The following is an 18,404-nucleotide window of genomic DNA, read 5'->3' as shown; positions in this document are numbered from 1 at the left end:
TACCGCCCCGTTTTTCATACAGATGTCCCGATGGGCCCCTTCGATTGGCTTCCCCGCGCACCGCTTGAACCCTTGCAGCTGGATTGGCTGCAAGGTGTCGAGCTGGCCGTGTTGCGCCTGGATTGTATCGACCCGCTGATCAGTGGCAACAAATGGTTCAAGCTCAGCGGGCATTTAGCGCAGGCGCAAAACGCCCGCGGCATCATCAGCCTGGGCGGCGCTTACTCCAACCATTTGCACGCGTTAGCCGCCGCCGGCAAGCGCTTTGACTTCCCCACCGTAGGCCTGCTGCGCGGGCATCCACAAGACACCCCTACTGTCCTCGACTTGAAGGCATTTGGCATGCAATTGCATTGGCTGGGGTATGGCGGTTATCGCGCGCGCCATGAACCGGACTTTTGGCTGCCGTGGCGTGAGCAGTATCCCCATCTGCATCCCGTGCCTGAAGGCGGCGGTGGTATTGCGGGTGCATCGGGTTGCTCCGTGTTGGTCAAGCAGGTGCGGGCGCAGTTGCCCGCACTGGGGTGGACCGACTACGACGGCTGGTGGTTAGCTGCAGGCACTGGCACCACGTTGGCCGGTCTGGTGCTGGCGGAGGCGGGTGCACACACGGTGCACGGCGCCATGGCGGTGCCGGATGATCACGGTGTGGCGCAGAACGTGGAGTCTATCGTGCAAAGTGGGTATGAGCTGGTGGACGCCAGCCGAGGTGGCTTTGCCAAGGTCGATCCGCTGCTGCTCGAGTTTATCGAAACCACAGAGCGGGCCTGCGGCTTGCCATTGGAGCCGCTCTACACCGGCAAGGCGTTACTGGCCTTGAAGGCGCAGATCGAAGCAGGGCGCTTTACTTCCGGCACCCGCCTGATCTTCGTGCACACCGGCGGCCTGCAAGGCCGCCGAGGGTTCAATGCCTGACACAGAACCCCTGTGGGAGCGGGCTTGCTCGCGAAGAGGGGTGTCAATTGGCATATCTGTAACTGGCCTAACACATTCGCAGGCAAGCCAGCTCCCACATTTGAACCGGTTACCCTCGATCCAACCTATTTGACTGCCAGACCGTCACAGGCACGACGCAGCACGCTACCCATGCCGTAATCGCGTTCCATCATTCAGCAGTTTTCTTGGCAAACCGCCCCGGCGTCATCCGCAACGCCGTGTTGTCCCGCAGGACGTAATGGTGGGCAATCCCCGCCAGTGCATGCAGCCCGATCAGCCAATAACCGACCTTGCCGAACCAGACATGCCAGCCTTCAATCTGCTTGGCGAGGTCCTTGTTCTCGCCAATCAACGGCGGCAACTCCATGCCATAGAACATCACCGAATGCCCCTCGGCACTCACAATCAGCCAGCCGGCAATCGGCATGCCGATCATTAGCGCGTACAGCGCGACATGCATCAGCGTCGCCAGCAGGCTCTGCCATTGCGGCGGTGCCGGCACGATCTTGGGGGCAACCCCCAGGCTGCGCGCAAACAACCGCAGCCACACCAGCACAAACACGGTAAGGCCAAACATAAAGTGCATTTCGACGATCAACGTTCGCGCACCGCTGCCTTTCGGAAACTGGCCACGCAGTTCAATGCAGGCGTAGACCACCGCCAGCAGCACCACCATCAACCAGTGCAACGCGATCGACATGGTGCTGTAGCGCGTATCGGAGTTTTTCCACGGCATCGCTGGGTTCCTCACTTATCAGGTACAGTTTATTCACGGAACAACATTGCGTTCTTTGGTGACGCAGTGCGTTAACTGTAAGCCGATTTTGAGCGTTTTGCCCCACGCAAATGCCGTTGTTTTGACCTCTATCAGTGGCTCTGCGGCATTTCCCCACGGGCCAGGCGCGCATTGATGTCGGCGATCACCGAAGGCAGGTCGTTGATGGTGTCGATCAGGTAGTGCGGGCGCGAGCCTTCGAACATCGCTTCGACGCGCTTGCGCTCGCTGGCCAGGGTGGCGGTGTCAAGGGCGCGGAACTGCGCGTAGGTCAATCCCAGTGCGTTGCCGGAGCAGGTCAGGGCCACGGTCCACATCCCGGCGCGGCGGCCTTCGAGGATGCCGGGCACGGTGTCGTCGACTTTCACGCACGCTGCCACATCATCGATGCCCAGCGCGATCACATTCGCCAGCGCCTGGGCCGGCCATGGGCGGCCGTTGGGCACTTCATCGGTCGCGACTACATGGTCGGCGATATAACCGTTGGTGGCCGCCAGGGCGACGACTTTATCCATCACTTGTTTGGGGTAGCCGGAGCAGGAACCGATCTTTATGCCTTGCACGCGCAGGCGTGCGATGGTGTCGAGGGCACCGGGAATCAGCGCCGAGTGTTCGGCGATCTTCTCGATCTGCAACGGCATGAAGCGTTGGTAGATGGCGGTTACGTCGTCATCGGTCGGCGTGCGGCCGAACGCCTTGCGGTAGCGCTCGGCGACCTGCGGCTGGTCGCAGAGGGTGCGGATGTGATCCCACTTGCCCATGCCCATCGGGCCGCGGGCTTCTTCGATGGAGACTTGCACATCGAACTCGGCAAAGGCTTCGACAAAAATCTGCGTGGGTGCGAAGGAGCCGAAATCGACCACGGTGCCTGCCCAGTCGAGGATCACAGCTTGCAGGGCATTGGGGTTCTGGTAGTTCATGCGTGTGCTCCGAAGGAAGAAAGGGTGATGCCCATGGCTTGCAGTGCCTCGGCAATGGCGGTGACGGCGGCGTGCATGTCGGTGGCGTCGACATGGCCGATGCAGCCCACGCGAAAGGTTTCCACCTGGGTCAACTTGCCCGGATACAGGATGAAACCCTTCGCCTTGACCCGCTCGTAAAAATCCTTGAATTGATAGTGCGGGTCTTGCGGAGCATGGAAGGTGACGATGATCGGCGCCTGGATCGCCGCCGGCAGGAAGCTGCGCAGGCCCAGTTCGGCCATGCCATCCAGCAGCACCTGGCAGTTGCGTGCATAGCGTCGATGGCGCGCGGGCAGGCCGCCTTCTTCAACGTATTGCAGCAGCGCTTCGTGCAGGGCGGCGACCACGTGGGTCGGCGGGGTGAAACGCCATTGGCCGGTCTTGGCCATGTAGCTGTGCTGGTCAAACAGGTCCATCGCCAGGGAGTGGCAGTTTCCTTGGGCCGCGGCCAACGCGGTTTTTTCGGCGAAGACAAACCCCATCCCCGGTACGCCTTCCAGGCATTTGCCGGAGGCTGCAATCAGTGCGTCGAACGGCACTTCATGGGCGTTGATCGGCAGCGCACCAAAGGAGCTCATGGCGTCGATGATCAAGCGCTTGCCGTGGTTTTTAATGACCTGGGCGATTTCCGGCAGTGGGTTGAGAATGCCGGTGCTGGTTTCGCAGTGGATCAGCGCGACGTGGGTGATGGCCTTGTCGGCCTGCAGCAGGCGGTCGACGTCGGCGGCGGTGGTCGGTTCGTCTTCGGCGGTTTCAAAGGTGCTGAAATCGCGGCCGAGCACGTCGCAGATCCTGGCCAGGCGCTTGCCATAGGCGCCGTTGATCAGCACCAGCACCTTGCCATTGCGCGGTACGAGGGTGCCGATGGCGGCTTCGACGGCGAACGTGCCGCTGCCTTGCAAGGGCACGCAATGGTGAGTGTCGGCGCCGTTGAGAATCGCCAGCAAGTGTTCGCACGCACTGGCGGTGAGCTGGTTGAAACGGTCATCCCATGAACCCCAGTCCACCATCATTGCCTGACGGGTCCGGGCGGAGGTGGTCAGGGGGCCAGGGGTCAGCAGGATCGGCGCGGTGGTCATTTCGAATTCTCGCAAGGCATCGGGGGCTGAAGCTACGGCGACTAAATTGCAGTTTGGCTTGTCATCAATCAAATTGTTTGTTGTTATGCGAGCTATCAGTGAGGCCGATAGCTATGACTCTGTTTCAATTGCGCGCATTCGATGCCGTGGCCCGCGAGGGCAGTTTTACCCGTGCGGCGGCGCGGCTGTTCATCAGCCAACCCGCGGTAACCGGGCATATCAAGGCGCTGGAAGAGCACTACCAGATCCCGTTGCTGCGGCGTACCGCACGTCGGGTAGAGGTGACGGAGGAGGGCGCGCGCCTGGCGGCGATCACGCGGGCGATCTTCGGCCTGGTAGATGAAGCGCAGGCGATGCTGGAGGCCAACCAGCAATTGCTCACCGGGCGCCTGGAAGTGGCGGCGGACGGCCCGCATCTGGTGATGCCGATGATCGCCAGCCTGCGCGCGCGTTACCCTGGGATTACCGTCAACCTGCGCTTGGGCAACGCTCAGGAAACCCTGGCCGCGTTGTTGTCCGAGCATGCGGATGTGGCGGTACTTACCGAGGTCGAACCGCGCAATGGCCTGCATTTGCAACCTTTGAGCGAGTCGCGGATCTGCGCGCTGGTGCCTGTCAGTCACCCCTGGGCGACGCTGCCCAAGGGTATCCGCCTGGGTCAGCTTAACGACGTGATCATGGTGCTGCGCGAGCCCAGCTCCATCACCCGGCGCACCTTTGATGACGCCTGCCTGGCTGCCGGTGTACAGCCCAAGGTGCTGCTGGAACTCGACAGCCGTGAGGCGGTGACCGAGGCCGTTGCTGCCGAGTTGGGCGTAGGCGTGGTGTCGTCGATGGAAGTCAGCCCGGACCCGCGCGTGTGCGCCGTGCCGATCCAGGGCGAAGGGCTGCTGAATCGCCACATGCTTGGTTGCATGGAGCGGCGGCGCTCATTGCGCTTGATCCAGGCATTTTTCGAGTTGGCACCCTGACGGTTTTTTGGTGGAACGATGCGTTCTTGCGCTATAAACTCTGCCCCCAAAGCGCCGGCCAGTAGACGTTTCGGCGCGATGGACGAAAAGAGAGTGAGTCATGGGCGCACAGTGGAAAGTCAAACATAAAGAAGCGGCATCCAATGCCAAGGGCAAGATCTTCGGCAAGCTGGTGAAAGAAATCACCATCGCCGCCCGCAACGGCGCCGACACCGCGACCAACGCCCACCTGCGTCTGGTGGTGGAACAGGCCAAAAAGGCCTCGATGCCCAAGGAAACCCTGGAACGCGCCATCAAGAAAGGTGCCGGTCTGCTCGGCGAGACCGTGCAATACCACCGTGTGACCTACGAGGGGTTCGCCCCGCACCAGGTGCCGCTGATCGTCGAGTGCGTGACCGACAACATCAACCGCACGGTGGCTGAAATCCGTGTGGCGTTCCGTAAGGGCCAACTGGGCGCCTCCGGCTCCGTGGCTTGGGACTTCAACCACGTCGGCCTGATCGAAGCCTCGCCGGACAGCCCGGACGCCGATCCGGAAATGGCCGCGATTGAAGCCGGGGCCCAGGATTTCGAAGACGGCGAGGAAGAGGGCACCACCCTGTTCATCACCGAAACCACCGACCTGGATGCTGTACAGAAGGCGCTGCCGGAGCAGGGCTTTACCGTGTTGTCGGCCAAGCTGGGTTACCTCTCGAAAAACCCGGTGAGCGGTTTGAGCGCCGAGCAGATGGCTGAAGTCGAAGCCTTCCTGGAAGGCCTGGACAACCATGATGACGTGCAGGATATGTTCGTCGGCCTGGCTGGCTAAAACGCGGTAAAAAATGTGGGAGCTGGCTTGCCTGCGATGGCGGTGTATCAGTCACTGGAAAGGTGAATGACACGACCTCATCGCAGGCAAGCCAGCTCCCACAGTTGGATTGGGTTTTAGCCCTGGTTCAGCAGCGCTTCGATTTCCTCGAAGCCAGGCCGTGCCATCACCTCTGGTTGACAGCACTTTCTTTGCAGCTCCCTCCACTGCGCGTTCACTCCCGACTCAACCCGCTCCAACAACTCCCCCAGCAACACCCCGAACGCGCGCACTTCAATCCGTTGCAGCGCTCTGGTTTCCACGGTGTCCGCCGTGGCATGGAACGACGCTGCGCCAAAGTCCCCGAGCAAACAATCCCCGGCTTCATTCCACAAAATGTTGTGGCCATACAGATCGCCATGGGTAATGCCATGCCGGTGCAAATGCGCGCCCACCGAGGCGATACCCCGCGCCATGCGCAAGGCCACTTCAACGCTAAAGCGCACGCCCGGTTCGTAGATATCCCGGGTGCACGAGGCCAGGCTCGGCAGGGCTGCAAGGTTGCGGTAGCTCGGGTCGATCAGGTCCATCACCAGTGCGGCCTGGTCATCGGGGTGGCCGATAACGCGGCCTTCAACCTTGATCAGGTTGGGGTGCAGCCCGGCAGCAATGCAGGCCTGCATTTCGTGCAGCGGTGAGCCGTCGCTGGTGATGGTGCCTTTATAGAGTTTGACCGCGACGGGTTTGCCTGACGGCTTCCACAGCGCTTTGCGGATAACGCCGGAAGCGCCTTCGCCGAGGACTTCGGCCAGTTCCAGTTCGGACCAGGGAATATGTGGTGTGGCGTCATCACCTGCCACCTCCATCGCCATTTCCACCGGGTTACCGGCATAGGCCAGCCAGGTCAGGCTTGGCAGGGCCAGTAGCAATTCCGGCAGCTGGGTGAAGCGGTTGGAGGCGATGCGCAGCAATTCGAGGTTGTGGCAGTGGGTCAGGCTTTCCGGCAGGTGCGTCAGTCGGTTGCCGGCCAGCATCAGTTTTTGCAGCAATGGCCGTTCGCCCAACTCGTCAGGCAGCTCGCTGATCTGGTTATCGGTCAGGATCAGCCAGCGCAACAACGGCGGTAACGCGGCGGCAGGCACGTGGCGGATCTGGTTGGCCTTGAAGCCGATCATGCTCAGTCTGGTGCACTCGCCCAGGCAGGCTGGCAGTTCAGTAAAGAGGTTATCCGAGCAAAACAGCACGCGCAGGTGAGGCAGGCGGTGCAGGTCGTCGGGCAGGCTGCTCAGGGCGTTACCGCTGAGGTTGAGGATCTCCAGCGAGTCGGCCAGTTCGAAAATTTCCTGGGGGAATTCGGCCAGTCCGCAGGACAGGTCCAGCCGTGTGATACCGGCCAGTTGGCCGGCCTTGAGTTGGGCGAGGGTATTCATGAACGGCGCAGTCACTCGGCAAGGGGGCGTGAATGGCGTTCATGATACCGGGTCGCGCGAGCGTTGCGGGCTGGCCTGTTGCAATTGTCCGAGACGGCTGGCGGTGCGGGCGAGGTCGATGGCTTGGCCACCCAAGGCAATGTTGAGGGGCTGCTCGCCGATCAGAATCAGTTGCTTGTCCCGGTCGTAGAGTACGTCCACCAGGTTGATGAATCGCTGCTGCACGGCAATCGGGCACTCCGCCAGTGGTGGCAAGCCGTCGATGACCCAGTAATCGTAGTCCTGGCACAGCAGCAAGTAGTCCATCACTGCCGTCAACTGTTCGCACAGGTCGTTGAAGGTGAAGGCAATGGAGCGGCCTGTATGGCGGCGACATATCAAGGTTCGAGTGCCGACGGGCAAGGGCTGAGGCGTGCAGTTTACAGGAGGCAAACCGAGTGCTTCGCGCTGGCTCGCGGTCCCCGGCCAGACATAGTGACCGCTGGTAAAGCGTTGCGCGCTCCGAGTCTGGGGCAGGCTGCGAAAATCCTGGGGCGAGCTGACTTCCAGCACCTCCATACGCGCGGCGATCAGGTCGATCACCGGCTTGAAACGCTCGTGATACAGGGGGTTGGGTAGCAAGTCTTGCGGCGCATAGTTGGACGTTACCAGCACCAGCACACCGCGTCCGAACAGCGCCTTGAACAGCCGCGATATCAGCATGGCATCGCCGATGTCGTGGACGTGGAATTCGTCGAAACACAGCACCCGGCAGTCCGTCAGCAGTTCATCCAGGGTCAAGGCCAGGGCATTGTCTTGCCCGCGATGCTTGAACATGCCGCGATGCAGTTGGGCAAAAAAGTCATGGAAGTGCACACGTTGCTTCTCGGTAATCGGCAACGCCTGAAAAAAACCATCCAGCAGCCAGCTTTTGCCGCGCCCCACCGGCCCGTGCAAATACAGGCTGCGGGTGGACTGGCCGGTGAGCAGGGTCTTGGTTTCACGGGCCAGGGCGGCAATGGCGCGGGTTTGACCAGTGCTCAGGGTAAAGCCCTGTTGCTCGGCTTTTTGCTGAAAGAATGCAGGGATGGGCGAGTCGTCGAGGCTGTCGGTTCTTTTACCGAGGAGGCGACGGATAAGGGGAAGCACGGCCAATGCAAGTCACTCTGTATTTCAGTGGTCGCTTACTGTAGGGCGCCCGCGGCGATTTGACCAATAGAGAAGGGTGCCGCTTGCCGGCACCTGTCTCGATAGCGTCGTGCTGGGCGTGGGCTTCTAGAACTTCAGCATCTGCGGGGTGGGCTGGTCCACTGGGCTGACCACCGCATAGTTGTAGCCAGCGCCGGACCAGTATTGGGCCTGCAAGCCATCGGCACTGCGACTGCCACGGGGCAGGAAGCCGTTTTCCGGGCCCGGTGGGCGGATGTAGAAACTGATGCGCCGCCCCTGTGGGTCTTCGTATAGCACCATGGCGGCGGCACCTTGCTCGGTAGTGAGCAGGCGGCCGCTGACCGGCATGAAGCCTGATGCGCTCAAGTCGGGCAGGCGGTGGGCCTGGTTGAAGTAGCGGTCGAGCCAAGCCTGCATCGTGCCGTTGCCCTGGACTTTGTAGTCGGCGGGCATGATGCCGTCCTGCGCAAACAGGCGGAAGGCTTGCATCGCATCGGCCATCGGCAACAGGGGAGGCTGAGTGGCTTCACGGGCGTGCCAGCCACCCAGGCCACCGAGGCTGACGGCGATCAATAGCATGGCTGCCGTAGCGAAATGGCGGCGCGATTGGCGCTTGATGCGCTGGCGAATCAGTGCCGGGTCCAGGTCCGGGTTAGCCGGCTGTTGCAGGGCACCGCCCAACGCGGCGCGCAGCAATTGCGCGTCGTGCTGCCAGGCGTGGACCTGGGCTGCGACGTCCGGATGGGCCGCCAGATAGGTTTCCAGGACACGGCGATCACTTTCCAGCAGTTGGTGATCGACGTAGGCATGCAAATCGCGTTCGCTGGGAGGCAGGCTGATCATTTGAGTATCCGCAGGGAAGGGCTGGCAATTTCGCCATCACTGAGTTGACGCAGGGCTTGGCGTGCCCGGGACAGGCGCGACATCACGGTGCCGATGGGCACATCGAGGATTTCGGCGACCTCCTTGTAGCTCAAGCCTTCGACCGAGACCCACAGCAGCAGGGCGCGCTGCTCGGTGTTGAGTTGATCGAAGGCTTGCAGGGTTGACTGGGCGATCACCGTACGTTCGACCGACGGCTGCGCATCGTCGCGTCCGGTGAAAAATTCGAGCATGCGAGCGTAGCGCCGGGTGCGGCGATGGGCGTCGAGGAACTGCCGATAGAGAATCGAGAACAGCCAGGCGCGCAAGTCGCCTTCGACGCGTTTGTCGGCCCAACTGATGATCGCCCGTTCCAGGGTTGACTGTACCAAGTCGTCGGCGCTGCTGGCGTTACGCGTCAGGGACACGGCAAAACGCCGCAGCCGGGGGATGAGTTCACGTAACGGTTCGTCGAGTTCATGCATGGGGAGCTGGCTGTTCACTACGCTGGGACTAGAGAGACGTGCGGCGATGAAGGTTATTCCCCTTGCCGGGAAATAAATCCAAGGCCAGGGAATAGAGCCGATCGGCGTTCGTCTTAATGCTCCGACCTTATGTTCACCCCTACGGCCTTGGGCCCTGGAGTTTCTTCATGGTAGATCACTCATCACCGCCCCGTCCCCCCTTGAGCACGGCGAGCCTGATCGCGCGCCTGGCGGGGATCGGAGCTGTGGTTGCGGTTGTGGCGGGGGCATTTGCCTACGTCAATGGCACCCTCGACCCACAGCGCCTGCGTCCGAAAACCCTGGTCAATGCCCTGGAAACCAACAACGGTGTCCACCCTGGCTTCCGGCGTAACCATGCCAAGGGCGTGTGCGTGGCCGGGTATTTCGAGAGCAGCCCCGAGGCGCGTGCCTATTCCAGCGCCCAGGTGTTCAACGAGGCCAAGACCCCACTGATTGGCCGATTTGCGTTGCCCAGCGGCAACCCCTATGCACCGGACAGCAGTGTGCCGATCCGCAGTTTTGCCGTGCAATTCAGCCAGGCCAACGGCCAGCAGTGGCGCACCGGCATGAACAGCATGCCGGTGTTCCCGGTGGGCACGCCTGAGGCGTTCTACCAACTGCTCAAGGCCGGTGCGCCGCAGCCTTCCACCGGCAAACCGGACCCGGCGGGCATGCCGGCGTTCTTTGCCGCCCATCCCGAGACTGCACCGTTCCTGGCGTGGGTCAAGACCGCCAAGCCTTCGGCCAGTTACGCGACCGAAACCTACAACGGCATCAACGCGTTCTACCTGGTGGGGGCCGATGGCAAGCGCCAGGCCGTGCGTTGGGGCGTAGTGCCGCAGAGTCAGGATGCAGCGGGTGATACTGCGCCTGCCGGCAGCGATTTCCTGGAAAAGGACTTGGTACAGCGCCTCGCTGTCGGGCCGCTGCGCTGGCAGTTGAACATGACCCTGGCCAACCCCGGCGATCCTTTGGACGATGCAAGCAAAGCCTGGACCGGCGAGCATAAAGTCATCAACGCCGGCACCCTGGTGCTGCAAAGCAGCCAGGCTCAGGCCGATGGCGATTGCCGCGACATCAACTTCGACCCGCTGATTCTGCCCAGCGGCATCGAAGCCTCCAATGATCCGTTGCTGGCGGCACGTTCGGCGGCGTACGCCAGCTCGTACCTGCGCCGCGCCGGTGAAGTCAGCCCGTTGCACAGTGCCCCTCAGGAGTCGAAGCCATGAATGCTCAACCACGGTTTTTCGCTCCCCTGGCGCGCCTGCTGCACTGGTTGATGGCGCTGATGGTCATCGCCATGCTGTTTATCGGCGCGGGCCTGGCGGCCTCGGTCTCGGAGCGGCATGAATGGTTGATCCACCTGCACAAGCCGCTGGGGATCGCGATTCTGGCGCTGGTGATCGTGCGGCTGGTGGTGCGCTTCTCCACGCGCCAACCACCGTTGCCCGCCGACTTGCCGCTGTGGCAAGTGTTGGCGGCCAAGGCGTCTCACCTGGTGCTGTATGCCTTGATGCTGGTGTTGCCGCTGCTGGGCTGGGCGATGATTTCGGCGGCGGGCGACCCGGTGATGCTCAGCAGTTCAGTGCAGTTGCCGGCGCTGGTGGGGGCAAATGCGCCTTTGTTTGCGGTGCTGCGCAAGGCCCATGGGTTCCTGGCCTATCTGCTATTCCTCACCGTGTTGTTGCACCTGGCGGCGGCGCTGTTCCATGGGCTGATTCGCCGTGACGGCGTGCTGCAAAGCATGACCGGCAGTAAAGACTGAGACCGGTTTCGGGGGCAGTGTGGCCAGCCAGTAGATCAACGCCAGCAGGTTGATCGCCGCGCCCAGGCCGCACACCCCGATCCACCCGGCCCAGGCATACATCGCCGTGGCACTCACCGATCCCACCGCACTGCCCACTGAGTAAAACACCATGTAACCCGCCACCAGCCGACTCTGTGCATCGGGGCGTACCGCATAGATCAGGCTTTGGCTGGTGACGTGCACGGCCTGCAAGCCCAGGTCGAACACAATTACCCCCAGCGACAATGCCCACAGCGACGATTGGGTAAAACCGATGGCAACCCAGGAGAGCAGCATGAGCAGCAGTGCCGTGCCGCTGACCCATTGGGCGAAGCCCTTGTCGGCCAGGCGTCCGGCGTGCGCAGCACCCAGGGCTCCGGCGGCACCGGCGAGCCCGAAGAGGCCGATCTGCGTGTGCGAAAGCGACAGCGGTGGGGCGCTCAAGGGCAGTACCAATGGCGTCCACAGAACGGTGCCGGCGGCGAAAATCAGCATCGCCAGCACGGCGCGGTCACGCAAGACTTTTTCCTCTTTGAACAAGCTGAAAACCGAGCGGATCAACGCGCCATAGGTGCCGGTCGCCTGCGGTTGCTCGGTGCGTGGCAGCACTCGCCACAGTAGGATCGCCATCAATAACGTCAGGCCCGCCGATAGCAGGTACACCGAACGCCAACCCGCGAGGTCAGCCATGGCGCCTGAAACCGAGCGCGCCAGCAGCAACCCGACCACGATACCGCTGGTAACCAGTCCGACCACGTGCCCGCGCTGTTCAGGCGACGCCAGATGGGCCGCCAATGCCACCAGCACCTGGGCGATAACGGCCAGCAGCCCGGTGAGCGCCATGCCGGCCAGCAGCCAGAAACTGTTGGAAGACAACGCCACCACCAGCACGGCGAGCGTGGAAAGCAGCAATTGGGTGACGATCAGTTTGCGTCGGTTGAGTAGATCCCCGAGAGGCACCAGCAGCAACAGTCCTACGCCATAACCTATCTGGGTGAGGGCGATGATGATGCCAACGGTGGCGTGGTCCATGGCAAAGGTCTCGGCCATGGCGTCGAGCAGCGGCTGTGCGTAGTAGACGTTGGCCACCGACAGGCCACAGGCGATGGCGAACAGCGATACCACGGCGCCGCTCAAGGGGGATGACGACATGCGGCTTATCCTTTTCTGGTTTTAAAATGAAACCAGTTGTACGGTAAGGATTCCAGTTTTATATTGCAACTACATTGTTAGTCGAGTTCAGGCAGCCTGATGGTCAAGCTCACCCGTTTTGAAAATGCCGAATGCCCGGTGGCGCGTTCGTTGGATGCCATAGGCGATGGCTGGTCGTTGCTGATCATTCGCGACGCGTTTGATGGCAGCCGTCGCTTTGGTGAATTCCAGCGCAGCTTGGGGATGGCCAAGAATATTTTGTCCGCGCGCTTGCGCAGCCTGGTGGCCCATGGCGTGCTGGAGGTTGTGCCGGCGTCGGATGGCAGTGCGTATCAGGAGTACGCCCTCACGGAAAAGGGTCAAGGCCTGTTCAACGTGATCATCGGGTTACGGCAGTGGGGGGAAGGGTTTTTCTACGGGGCAGGCGAGGCGCATTCGGTGATGGTAGACCGCGCCCAGGGTGAGCCGCTGCGAGCGCTGGAATTGCGCTCCGCGGATGGACGCTTGCTGGGGCCCGAGGATTGTCGGCGGGTGCCCGCCGAGTCGGTTTAACGCAGCTCGTCGACGATATAGGCCACGGTGCTCAATACATCCTTGCCCAACTGCATCGAGCGTTTACCTGACCAACCGGTGTGCGGGTTGGGGGCGTCGTCGTTGTCCTTGAAGGGCATTTCAAGGGTCAGGGACAGGCAGTCGTATTGCTCGCCTACCGCGTTGCAGGCCAGGCTCATGTTGGCTTCTCCCGGCAGGTCGCGGGTGTAGCCGAAGGTGGTCTGGAAGTCGCGGGTCAGGCCACTCAAGTGGCTGCGGAAATGTTCTTCCAGCGTCTCGATGCGCGGGGTATAGCCGGGGTTGCCTTCACAGCCAGCGGTGAAGACGTAGGGGATTTCCTCGTCGCCGTGGATATCGAGGAACAGGTCAACGCCGTACTTTTCCATTTGTTGCTGCACGAACAGTACTTCCGGGCTGTTCTCTTGGCTGGCGCTCTGCCAGGCGCGGTTGAGGTCCTGGCCCATGGCGTTGGTGCGCAGGTGGCCGTGGAAGGCGCCGTCCGGGTTCATGTTGGGCACGAGGTACAGGTCGGCGACTTTCAGCAGCTTTTTCATCTCATCGTCGCCGTCCTGTTGCAGGCGTTCGATGATGCCCTCCATAAACCATTCGGCCATGTGCTCGCCGGGGTGCTGTTGAGCGATGATCCAGATGTTGCGCCGGCCTTCGCCCCCTTTACCCCGCCGTAGCAGTTGGATATCACGGCCTTCAACACTTTTACCGGTGGCCAGCAATTGGGTGCCCGTGCGGTTCAGGGCCTGTTCGATCAGCCAGTCGTGACGCTCGCGGCTATAGGGTTCGAAATAGGCGAACCAGGCATGTTTTTCGCGGGTCTCGAGGCTGATATGCAGGATTTCCCCATCAAATCGCGAAGGTACCCTAAACCAATTGATGTGGTCGTAGGACGCCACGGCGTTGTAGCCGCTCCATGCGTTGGGGTAGGAGGACTGTCCCGCGTTGCTCAGGCGAAAGGTATGGGTGTGGCCCACATGCATGCCTTCGGCCTTGAAGTGGAACCACTGGTAATGCGCGCTGCAGGTATCGGGTTTGATTGCCAGCAACAACTGATAGGCATCGTGGGCATCCAGTACCTGGATATTGCCACTGTCGAAGTCGGTGCTTATTTTGATGGAGGTCAAGGCCACGGTCATAGTCTGGTTGCCTGAGTATGAGTGTTGTGGCGGCTATATTACACAGGAGTCTGGTAAAGACCGGATGCAAAATTGTTGCGAGAGGGAGGGGGGCGTCGTCCTTGACGCCGCGGCAGCTTAGAATCTATAAGATTGATTCTCAAGCGCTAATTCGCAAAGATGTGGGCTGGAGCTACCCGCTGGCTTTCTTTTGGCGATGGTCTTTTGCTACCATGCGCCCCATCAAGTAGCACACAGTCTTCATTAGCCTGAAGCCACGCCAGGGAAACTGGCAAAAAAAAGACCCGGCCAAAGAGCCGGGTCAAAAACCGTGATTAGCCTGATGAGGAGATATTCCAAGAGTCCGACCTAAGGTCCCTTGGTCTATCGACTGATCTCGCGATCAGCTGGGTCCAATAATAATCATTATCATTTGCAAGTCAAATGTTTTTATCCGTGGGATAGAAATATTTTTTCTAAGCGCCAGTTATTTGTTCGCTTGAGCCTCTGGCACCTGCAATGATCGCTCCACCATCGCCTTCGCCATATCGATCAAATACACCACTGAAAACGCCATGTCACGATGACTGCCCTGATGGCTGCTCGCTGATTCATAGGCCGTTGCCGCGGCGCTGCGCAACAGCTCCGAGGCGTGCACCAGGGCTTCCTCCTGGCTGATGCCTGGATTGATGGCGAACAAGGCCTCGTCAGGGGTTGATGCCGACATATCTTCTTTCAAGTAAAAGTCCAACGCACGCTTGGCGGCACCGCTGCTGCGCAGATCGTGCAATTCGTTGTCTTCCGGGATTTCAGGCAGGAGAAGCGGGCTTGTCGTCATAAGGGGCGGTACTCTGGGTGGATGTCGAAAACCTTATGTCCGATGATAGTACGTATCGTATTTATGTCGTTTTATGGATTACTACAAACTGTTTATTGCCCTGAAAACTACGTGACGTATTGTCAGCCCCATGGATAACTGGATCGCGTTGGTCAAGGCCAACATGGAAGACCGCAAGGTCACGCAAGGTGAGTTGGCTGAACGCTTGGGCATGTCCCAGGGCGGCGTGGGCCATTGGCTCAACAAGCGCCGTGCACCCAGCCTGGCGGACATGAACCGGGTATTGGCGGCGTTGGGCCTGGGGTATCTGGAGGTCGCGCTGGACATTCGCGAGCGGGCCGATGAAGTGCCTCTGGAGAAAAACTACAACCCGTATTTCCGCTATCCGGTCAGCGATTGGAAAGGGCTGTGCGAAATCCGCGAAGAGCGAACGCCTTATGGCACCGCCCGTTTCGAGTTGACGGATTATCATGCCCACGGCGATGCCTTTTGGCTGCCGGTTACAGGCGATGCCATGACGGCACCCAGCGGGCTCAGCGTGAGTGCGGGCATGATGATTCTGGTCGATCCGGCCATTGCCGCCGAGCCCGGCAAGCTGGTGGTCGCCCAATGGGCCGAGAGCCCCCAGGCGACCTTCCGTCAGTTGCTTGAAGAGAGCGGCCAGCTCTATCTGGTACCGCTCAATCCCACTTATCCGAAACGGCAGTTCACCGGCGATTGCCGCATTCTCGGCGTCGTTGTGCAGGCCACGGCAAAGTTCTAGCCCGCTGTTTCCAGCTCCACCAACGCGCAACCTTCGGCAACCATTTCGCCTTCCTGGCAGAACAGCGCCTTGACCACTCCAGCCTCGGGCGCGCGGATGCTGTGTTCCATCTTCATGGCCTCCAGTACCACCAGTTGCGTGCCGGCCTCCACGTTGTCCCCGACCTGCACCAGCACGCGCACTATGCTGCCGTTCATCGGTGCCGTAAGGCCACCTTGATGAGCGCCGCTGGCGTCGACCGCTGCAATCGGGTCAAACAGGCTGACGGCATGCATCTCGCCGTCCCAACGCAGGTACACCGTACGGTCGTGGCGTACAGCCAGATGGCTACGGCGCACGCCCTGGTGCTCGATCAACAACGGTTCGCCGCGCATTTGCGCGGTATCGGCAGCCAGTGTCACCAGCCGATCCTGACCATTGCAGCTCAAATGCAGCGAAACCTCGGCAGGTAAACCGGTACGAAAGCCTCGCTTATCTGCCCAAGGCCCGTCACCGGCCGGCAAGGTCTGTATGAACGCCGCGCCCGCTGCCTGCCAGAACTCATTGCTCAGTTCGCCAGGTATCGGCAGCAACTCATCCTGATAGCGCGGAATAAAGCCGGTATCCAACTCGGCTGCCGCAAATGCCGGATGCCCGATAATGCGCCGCAAAAAGCCCAGGTTGGTCTTCAGTCCACCCACGGCAAACTCATCCAGCATGCCCAGCAAGCGCAGGCGCGCCTGTTCACGGTCCTCGCCCCAGGCAATCAGCTTGCCCAGCATCGGGTCGTAGTAGGGCGACACGCTATCGTCTTGCTCGACACCGCTGTCCACGCGGCGGCCAGCGCCCGGCGCGGATTCGCGGTACAGCGTCAGGTGCCCGGTGGCGGGCAGGAAATCATTGGCCGGATCCTCGGCATACAGTCGTACTTCGATCGCATGGCCGATCAGCGGCACCTGTTCCTGAGTGATAGGCAGCGCCTCGCCCTGGGCGACACGAATCTGCCAGGCCACCAGGTCGAGGCCGGTAATCGCCTCGGTCACCGGATGCTCCACCTGCAGCCGCGTGTTCATCTCCATGAAGAAAAACTCACCGCGAGCGTCCAGCAAAAACTCCACGGTACCTGCGCCGACATACCCGATGGCCTGGGCCGCACGCACGGCGGCTTCGCCCATAGCCTTGCGTTGTTCAGCAGTCAACCCAGGTGCCGGCGCCTCCTCGACAACCTTTTGGTGGCGCCGCTGGATCGAACAATCGCGTTCATTGAGGTACAGGCAGTGCCCATGCTGATCGGCAAACACCTGGATCTCCACGTGACGCGGCTTGAGCAGGTATTTTTCCACCAGCATCTGCCCGTTGCCGAAGGACGACAGCGCCTCACGCTGTGCAGAGGCGAGGGCTTCGGCCAATTGGCTGACATCCTCGACCACCTTCATGCCTTTGCCACCGCCACCGGCCGTGGCCTTGAGCAGCACCGGATAGCCGATACGCTCGCAGGCCGCGCGGAAGGTTTCCAGGTCCTGGGCCTCGCCGTGATAACCCGGTACCAGCGGCACGCCGGCGGTTTCCATCAGCGCCTTGGCGGCCGATTTGCTGCCCATGGCGTCGATGGCCGAGGCGGGCGGCCCGAGGAAGATCAAGCCGGCGGCTTCGATCGCACGGGCAAACCCGGCGTTCTCCGACAGAAAACCATAGCCCGGATGAATTGCCTGGGCACCACTGGCCTGGGCGGCGGCGATCAGTTTATCGATTTGCAGGTAACTGTCGGTGGCTTTGCTACCGCCCAGGTCGACACGGATATCGGCCTCACGGCTGTGGCGTGCATCGCGGTCGGTGGCGCTGTGTACGGCCACGGTTTTCAGGCCCATGGCCTTGGCGGTGCGCATCACGCGGCAAGCGATCTCGCCACGATTGGCGACCAGCAGGGTCGTGAGTGGGCTCATGAACGCGGCTCCTGTGGCTGCCAGCTCGGTGGACGTTTTTGCAGGAAGGCGCGCAAACCTTCCTGGCCCTCGGCGCTGACGCGAATGCGCGCAATCGCATTTTCGCAATAGCGACGCAGGGCCGGAGTGAGGGCGCCGTTGCCGACTTCGCGCAGCAAGTCTTTGCTGGCACGCATCGCCGCCGGGCTGTTTTGCAGCAGGTTGGCGACCCACTGTTCCACCTGCTGGTCCAGCGTGTCGATTGGGTAGCTCTCCGCCAACAAACCGATCTCCCGTGCACGCTGGCCGCCGAAGTGTTCGGCGGTCAGCGCATAGCGCCGCGCCGCGCGTTCACCAATGGCCTGCACCACAAACGGGCTGATCACCGCCGGTGCCAAGCCAATGCGCACTTCCGACAGGCAGAACTGCGCATCGTCCGCGCCAATCGCCATGTCGCAGCAACTGATCAGGCCCAGTGCGCCGCCGTAGGCCGCGCCTTGTACCACCGCCAGTGTCGGGATTTTCAGCTTGGCCAGGTTGTACATCAGCTCCGCCAGTTCGCGGGCGTCGTCCAGGTTGGTGTGGTAATCCAGTTCGGCCGATTGCTGCATCCAGGCCAGGTCTGCGCCGGCACTGAAGTGCTTGCCGCGTCCGCGCAGGACTAAAAAGCGCAAGGACGGATCGCCTTGCACCTGGTCGAGGGCGATGATCAGTTCGCGGATCATCTCGGCGTTGAACGCGTTGTTCTTGGCTTCACGACTGAGCCACAGCGTGGCAAAGCCACGGCTGTCGGTGATCAGTTCGAGGGTATTGAAATCGCTCATGGGGT

The 18,404-nt window shown here is 61.4% G+C and carries 19 protein-coding genes; 7 read left to right on the top strand and 12 right to left on the bottom strand.

Going from position 1 to position 18,404, the window contains the following annotated elements:
• Positions 1-30 precede the first annotated feature (30 nt).
• The gene (locus HU722_RS18420; protein WP_065890729.1) at positions 31-915 is read left to right on the top strand and encodes a 1-aminocyclopropane-1-carboxylate deaminase/D-cysteine desulfhydrase; all 885 of its coding nucleotides are present in this window, start codon (positions 31-33) and stop codon (positions 913-915) included.
• Positions 916-1,105: 190 nt separating this feature from the next.
• On the opposite strand, the gene HU722_RS18415 is transcribed toward HU722_RS18420, so the two are convergent.
• From HU722_RS18415 to HU722_RS18405, 3 genes are all read right to left on the bottom strand, one after another.
• Positions 1,106-1,672 (bottom strand): cytochrome b, encoded by a 567-nt coding sequence (locus HU722_RS18415; RefSeq protein WP_065890730.1) that lies wholly within the window; start codon positions 1,670-1,672, stop codon positions 1,106-1,108.
• Positions 1,673-1,803: 131 nt separating this feature from the next.
• Positions 1,804-2,631: a phosphonoacetaldehyde hydrolase gene (gene phnX, locus HU722_RS18410; RefSeq protein WP_065873481.1), complete on the bottom strand. Its 828-nt coding sequence runs from the start codon at positions 2,629-2,631 to the stop codon at positions 1,804-1,806.
• A complete protein-coding gene (locus HU722_RS18405; protein ID WP_065890731.1) occupies positions 2,628-3,752 on the bottom strand; it encodes a 2-aminoethylphosphonate--pyruvate transaminase in 1,125 nt (374 codons plus the stop codon). Before HU722_RS18405 ends, phnX begins: the two co-directional genes overlap by 4 nt.
• Positions 3,753-3,865: 113 nt before the next feature.
• On the opposite strand from HU722_RS18405, the gene HU722_RS18400 reads away from it, so the two are divergent.
• Both HU722_RS18400 and HU722_RS18395 read left to right on the top strand, forming a co-directional pair.
• Positions 3,866-4,723, top strand: a complete 858-nt coding sequence (locus HU722_RS18400; RefSeq protein WP_065890732.1) for a LysR substrate-binding domain-containing protein — start codon at positions 3,866-3,868, stop codon at positions 4,721-4,723.
• 100 nt (positions 4,724-4,823) lie between these two features.
• On the top strand, positions 4,824-5,531 hold the full coding sequence (locus HU722_RS18395) for a YebC/PmpR family DNA-binding transcriptional regulator (RefSeq protein ID WP_049712595.1): 708 nt from the start codon (positions 4,824-4,826) through the stop codon (positions 5,529-5,531).
• A gap of 116 nt (positions 5,532-5,647) precedes the next feature.
• Here the strand turns inward: HU722_RS18395 and HU722_RS18390 are convergent, their stop codons facing one another.
• The 4 genes from HU722_RS18390 to HU722_RS18375 form a co-directional block, all read right to left on the bottom strand.
• Entirely contained in the window at positions 5,648-6,940 is a 1,293-nt protein-coding gene (locus tag HU722_RS18390) for a protein kinase (RefSeq protein WP_065890733.1), read from the bottom strand.
• Positions 6,941-6,979: 39 nt separating this feature from the next.
• Positions 6,980-8,074, bottom strand: coding sequence for a cell division protein ZapE (gene zapE / locus HU722_RS18385; RefSeq protein WP_065890734.1), 1,095 nt, complete (start codon positions 8,072-8,074; stop codon positions 6,980-6,982).
• Positions 8,075-8,194: 120 nt separating this feature from the next.
• The gene (locus HU722_RS18380; RefSeq protein ID WP_065881804.1) at positions 8,195-8,932 is read right to left on the bottom strand and encodes an anti-sigma factor family protein; all 738 of its coding nucleotides are present in this window, start codon (positions 8,930-8,932) and stop codon (positions 8,195-8,197) included.
• Entirely contained in the window at positions 8,929-9,435 is a 507-nt protein-coding gene (locus HU722_RS18375) for a sigma-70 family RNA polymerase sigma factor (protein ID WP_049712599.1), read from the bottom strand. The genes HU722_RS18380 and HU722_RS18375 overlap by 4 nt, the downstream gene beginning before the upstream one ends.
• Before the next feature lie 167 nt (positions 9,436-9,602).
• Between HU722_RS18375 and HU722_RS18370 the strand changes: the two genes are divergently transcribed.
• Together HU722_RS18370 and HU722_RS18365 are read left to right on the top strand one after the other, a co-directional pair.
• Positions 9,603-10,685: a catalase family peroxidase gene (locus HU722_RS18370; RefSeq protein ID WP_065873475.1), complete on the top strand. Its 1,083-nt coding sequence runs from the start codon at positions 9,603-9,605 to the stop codon at positions 10,683-10,685.
• Complete coding sequence (locus tag HU722_RS18365; RefSeq protein ID WP_049712601.1) at positions 10,682-11,221, top strand: cytochrome b; 540 nt, start codon at positions 10,682-10,684, stop codon at positions 11,219-11,221. Before HU722_RS18370 ends, HU722_RS18365 begins: the two co-directional genes overlap by 4 nt.
• On the opposite strand, the gene HU722_RS18360 is transcribed toward HU722_RS18365, so the two are convergent.
• Positions 11,123-12,394, bottom strand: a complete 1,272-nt coding sequence (locus HU722_RS18360; RefSeq protein ID WP_065881805.1) for an MFS transporter — start codon at positions 12,392-12,394, stop codon at positions 11,123-11,125. The two genes, HU722_RS18365 and HU722_RS18360, sit on opposite strands and share 99 nt — an antisense overlap.
• A gap of 99 nt (positions 12,395-12,493) precedes the next feature.
• On the opposite strand from HU722_RS18360, the gene HU722_RS18355 reads away from it, so the two are divergent.
• Positions 12,494-12,946: a winged helix-turn-helix transcriptional regulator gene (locus HU722_RS18355; RefSeq protein ID WP_065890735.1), complete on the top strand. Its 453-nt coding sequence runs from the start codon at positions 12,494-12,496 to the stop codon at positions 12,944-12,946.
• Here HU722_RS18355 and HU722_RS18350 read toward each other — a convergent pair.
• Together HU722_RS18350 and HU722_RS18345 are read right to left on the bottom strand one after the other, a co-directional pair.
• A complete protein-coding gene (locus tag HU722_RS18350) occupies positions 12,943-14,094 on the bottom strand; it encodes a M14 family metallopeptidase (RefSeq protein ID WP_065890736.1) in 1,152 nt (383 codons plus the stop codon). The two genes, HU722_RS18355 and HU722_RS18350, sit on opposite strands and share 4 nt — an antisense overlap.
• 466 nt (positions 14,095-14,560) lie before the next feature.
• Positions 14,561-14,911 (bottom strand): DUF6124 family protein, encoded by a 351-nt coding sequence (locus HU722_RS18345; RefSeq protein ID WP_065873470.1) that lies wholly within the window; start codon positions 14,909-14,911, stop codon positions 14,561-14,563.
• 130 nt (positions 14,912-15,041) lie between these two features.
• Here HU722_RS18345 and HU722_RS18340 point away from each other — a divergent pair, with 130 nt between their 5' ends.
• On the top strand, positions 15,042-15,674 hold the full coding sequence (locus HU722_RS18340) for a LexA family protein (protein ID WP_065881809.1): 633 nt from the start codon (positions 15,042-15,044) through the stop codon (positions 15,672-15,674).
• On the opposite strand, the gene HU722_RS18335 is transcribed toward HU722_RS18340, so the two are convergent.
• Both HU722_RS18335 and HU722_RS18330 read right to left on the bottom strand, forming a co-directional pair.
• Positions 15,671-17,596 (bottom strand): acetyl/propionyl/methylcrotonyl-CoA carboxylase subunit alpha, encoded by a 1,926-nt coding sequence (locus tag HU722_RS18335; protein ID WP_065890737.1) that lies wholly within the window; start codon positions 17,594-17,596, stop codon positions 15,671-15,673. The two genes, HU722_RS18340 and HU722_RS18335, sit on opposite strands and share 4 nt — an antisense overlap.
• A complete protein-coding gene (locus HU722_RS18330) occupies positions 17,593-18,399 on the bottom strand; it encodes a gamma-carboxygeranoyl-CoA hydratase (RefSeq protein ID WP_065890738.1) in 807 nt (268 codons plus the stop codon). The genes HU722_RS18335 and HU722_RS18330 overlap by 4 nt, the downstream gene beginning before the upstream one ends.
• Positions 18,400-18,404: the final 5 nt, after the last annotated feature.

The sequence above is a fragment of the Pseudomonas tritici genome, assembly GCF_014268275.3.
Lineage (GTDB): Bacteria > Pseudomonadota > Gammaproteobacteria > Pseudomonadales > Pseudomonadaceae > Aquipseudomonas > Aquipseudomonas tritici.
Note: the sequence above shows the minus strand (reverse complement) of the source record. Positions and strands in the feature narration are given on the sequence as shown.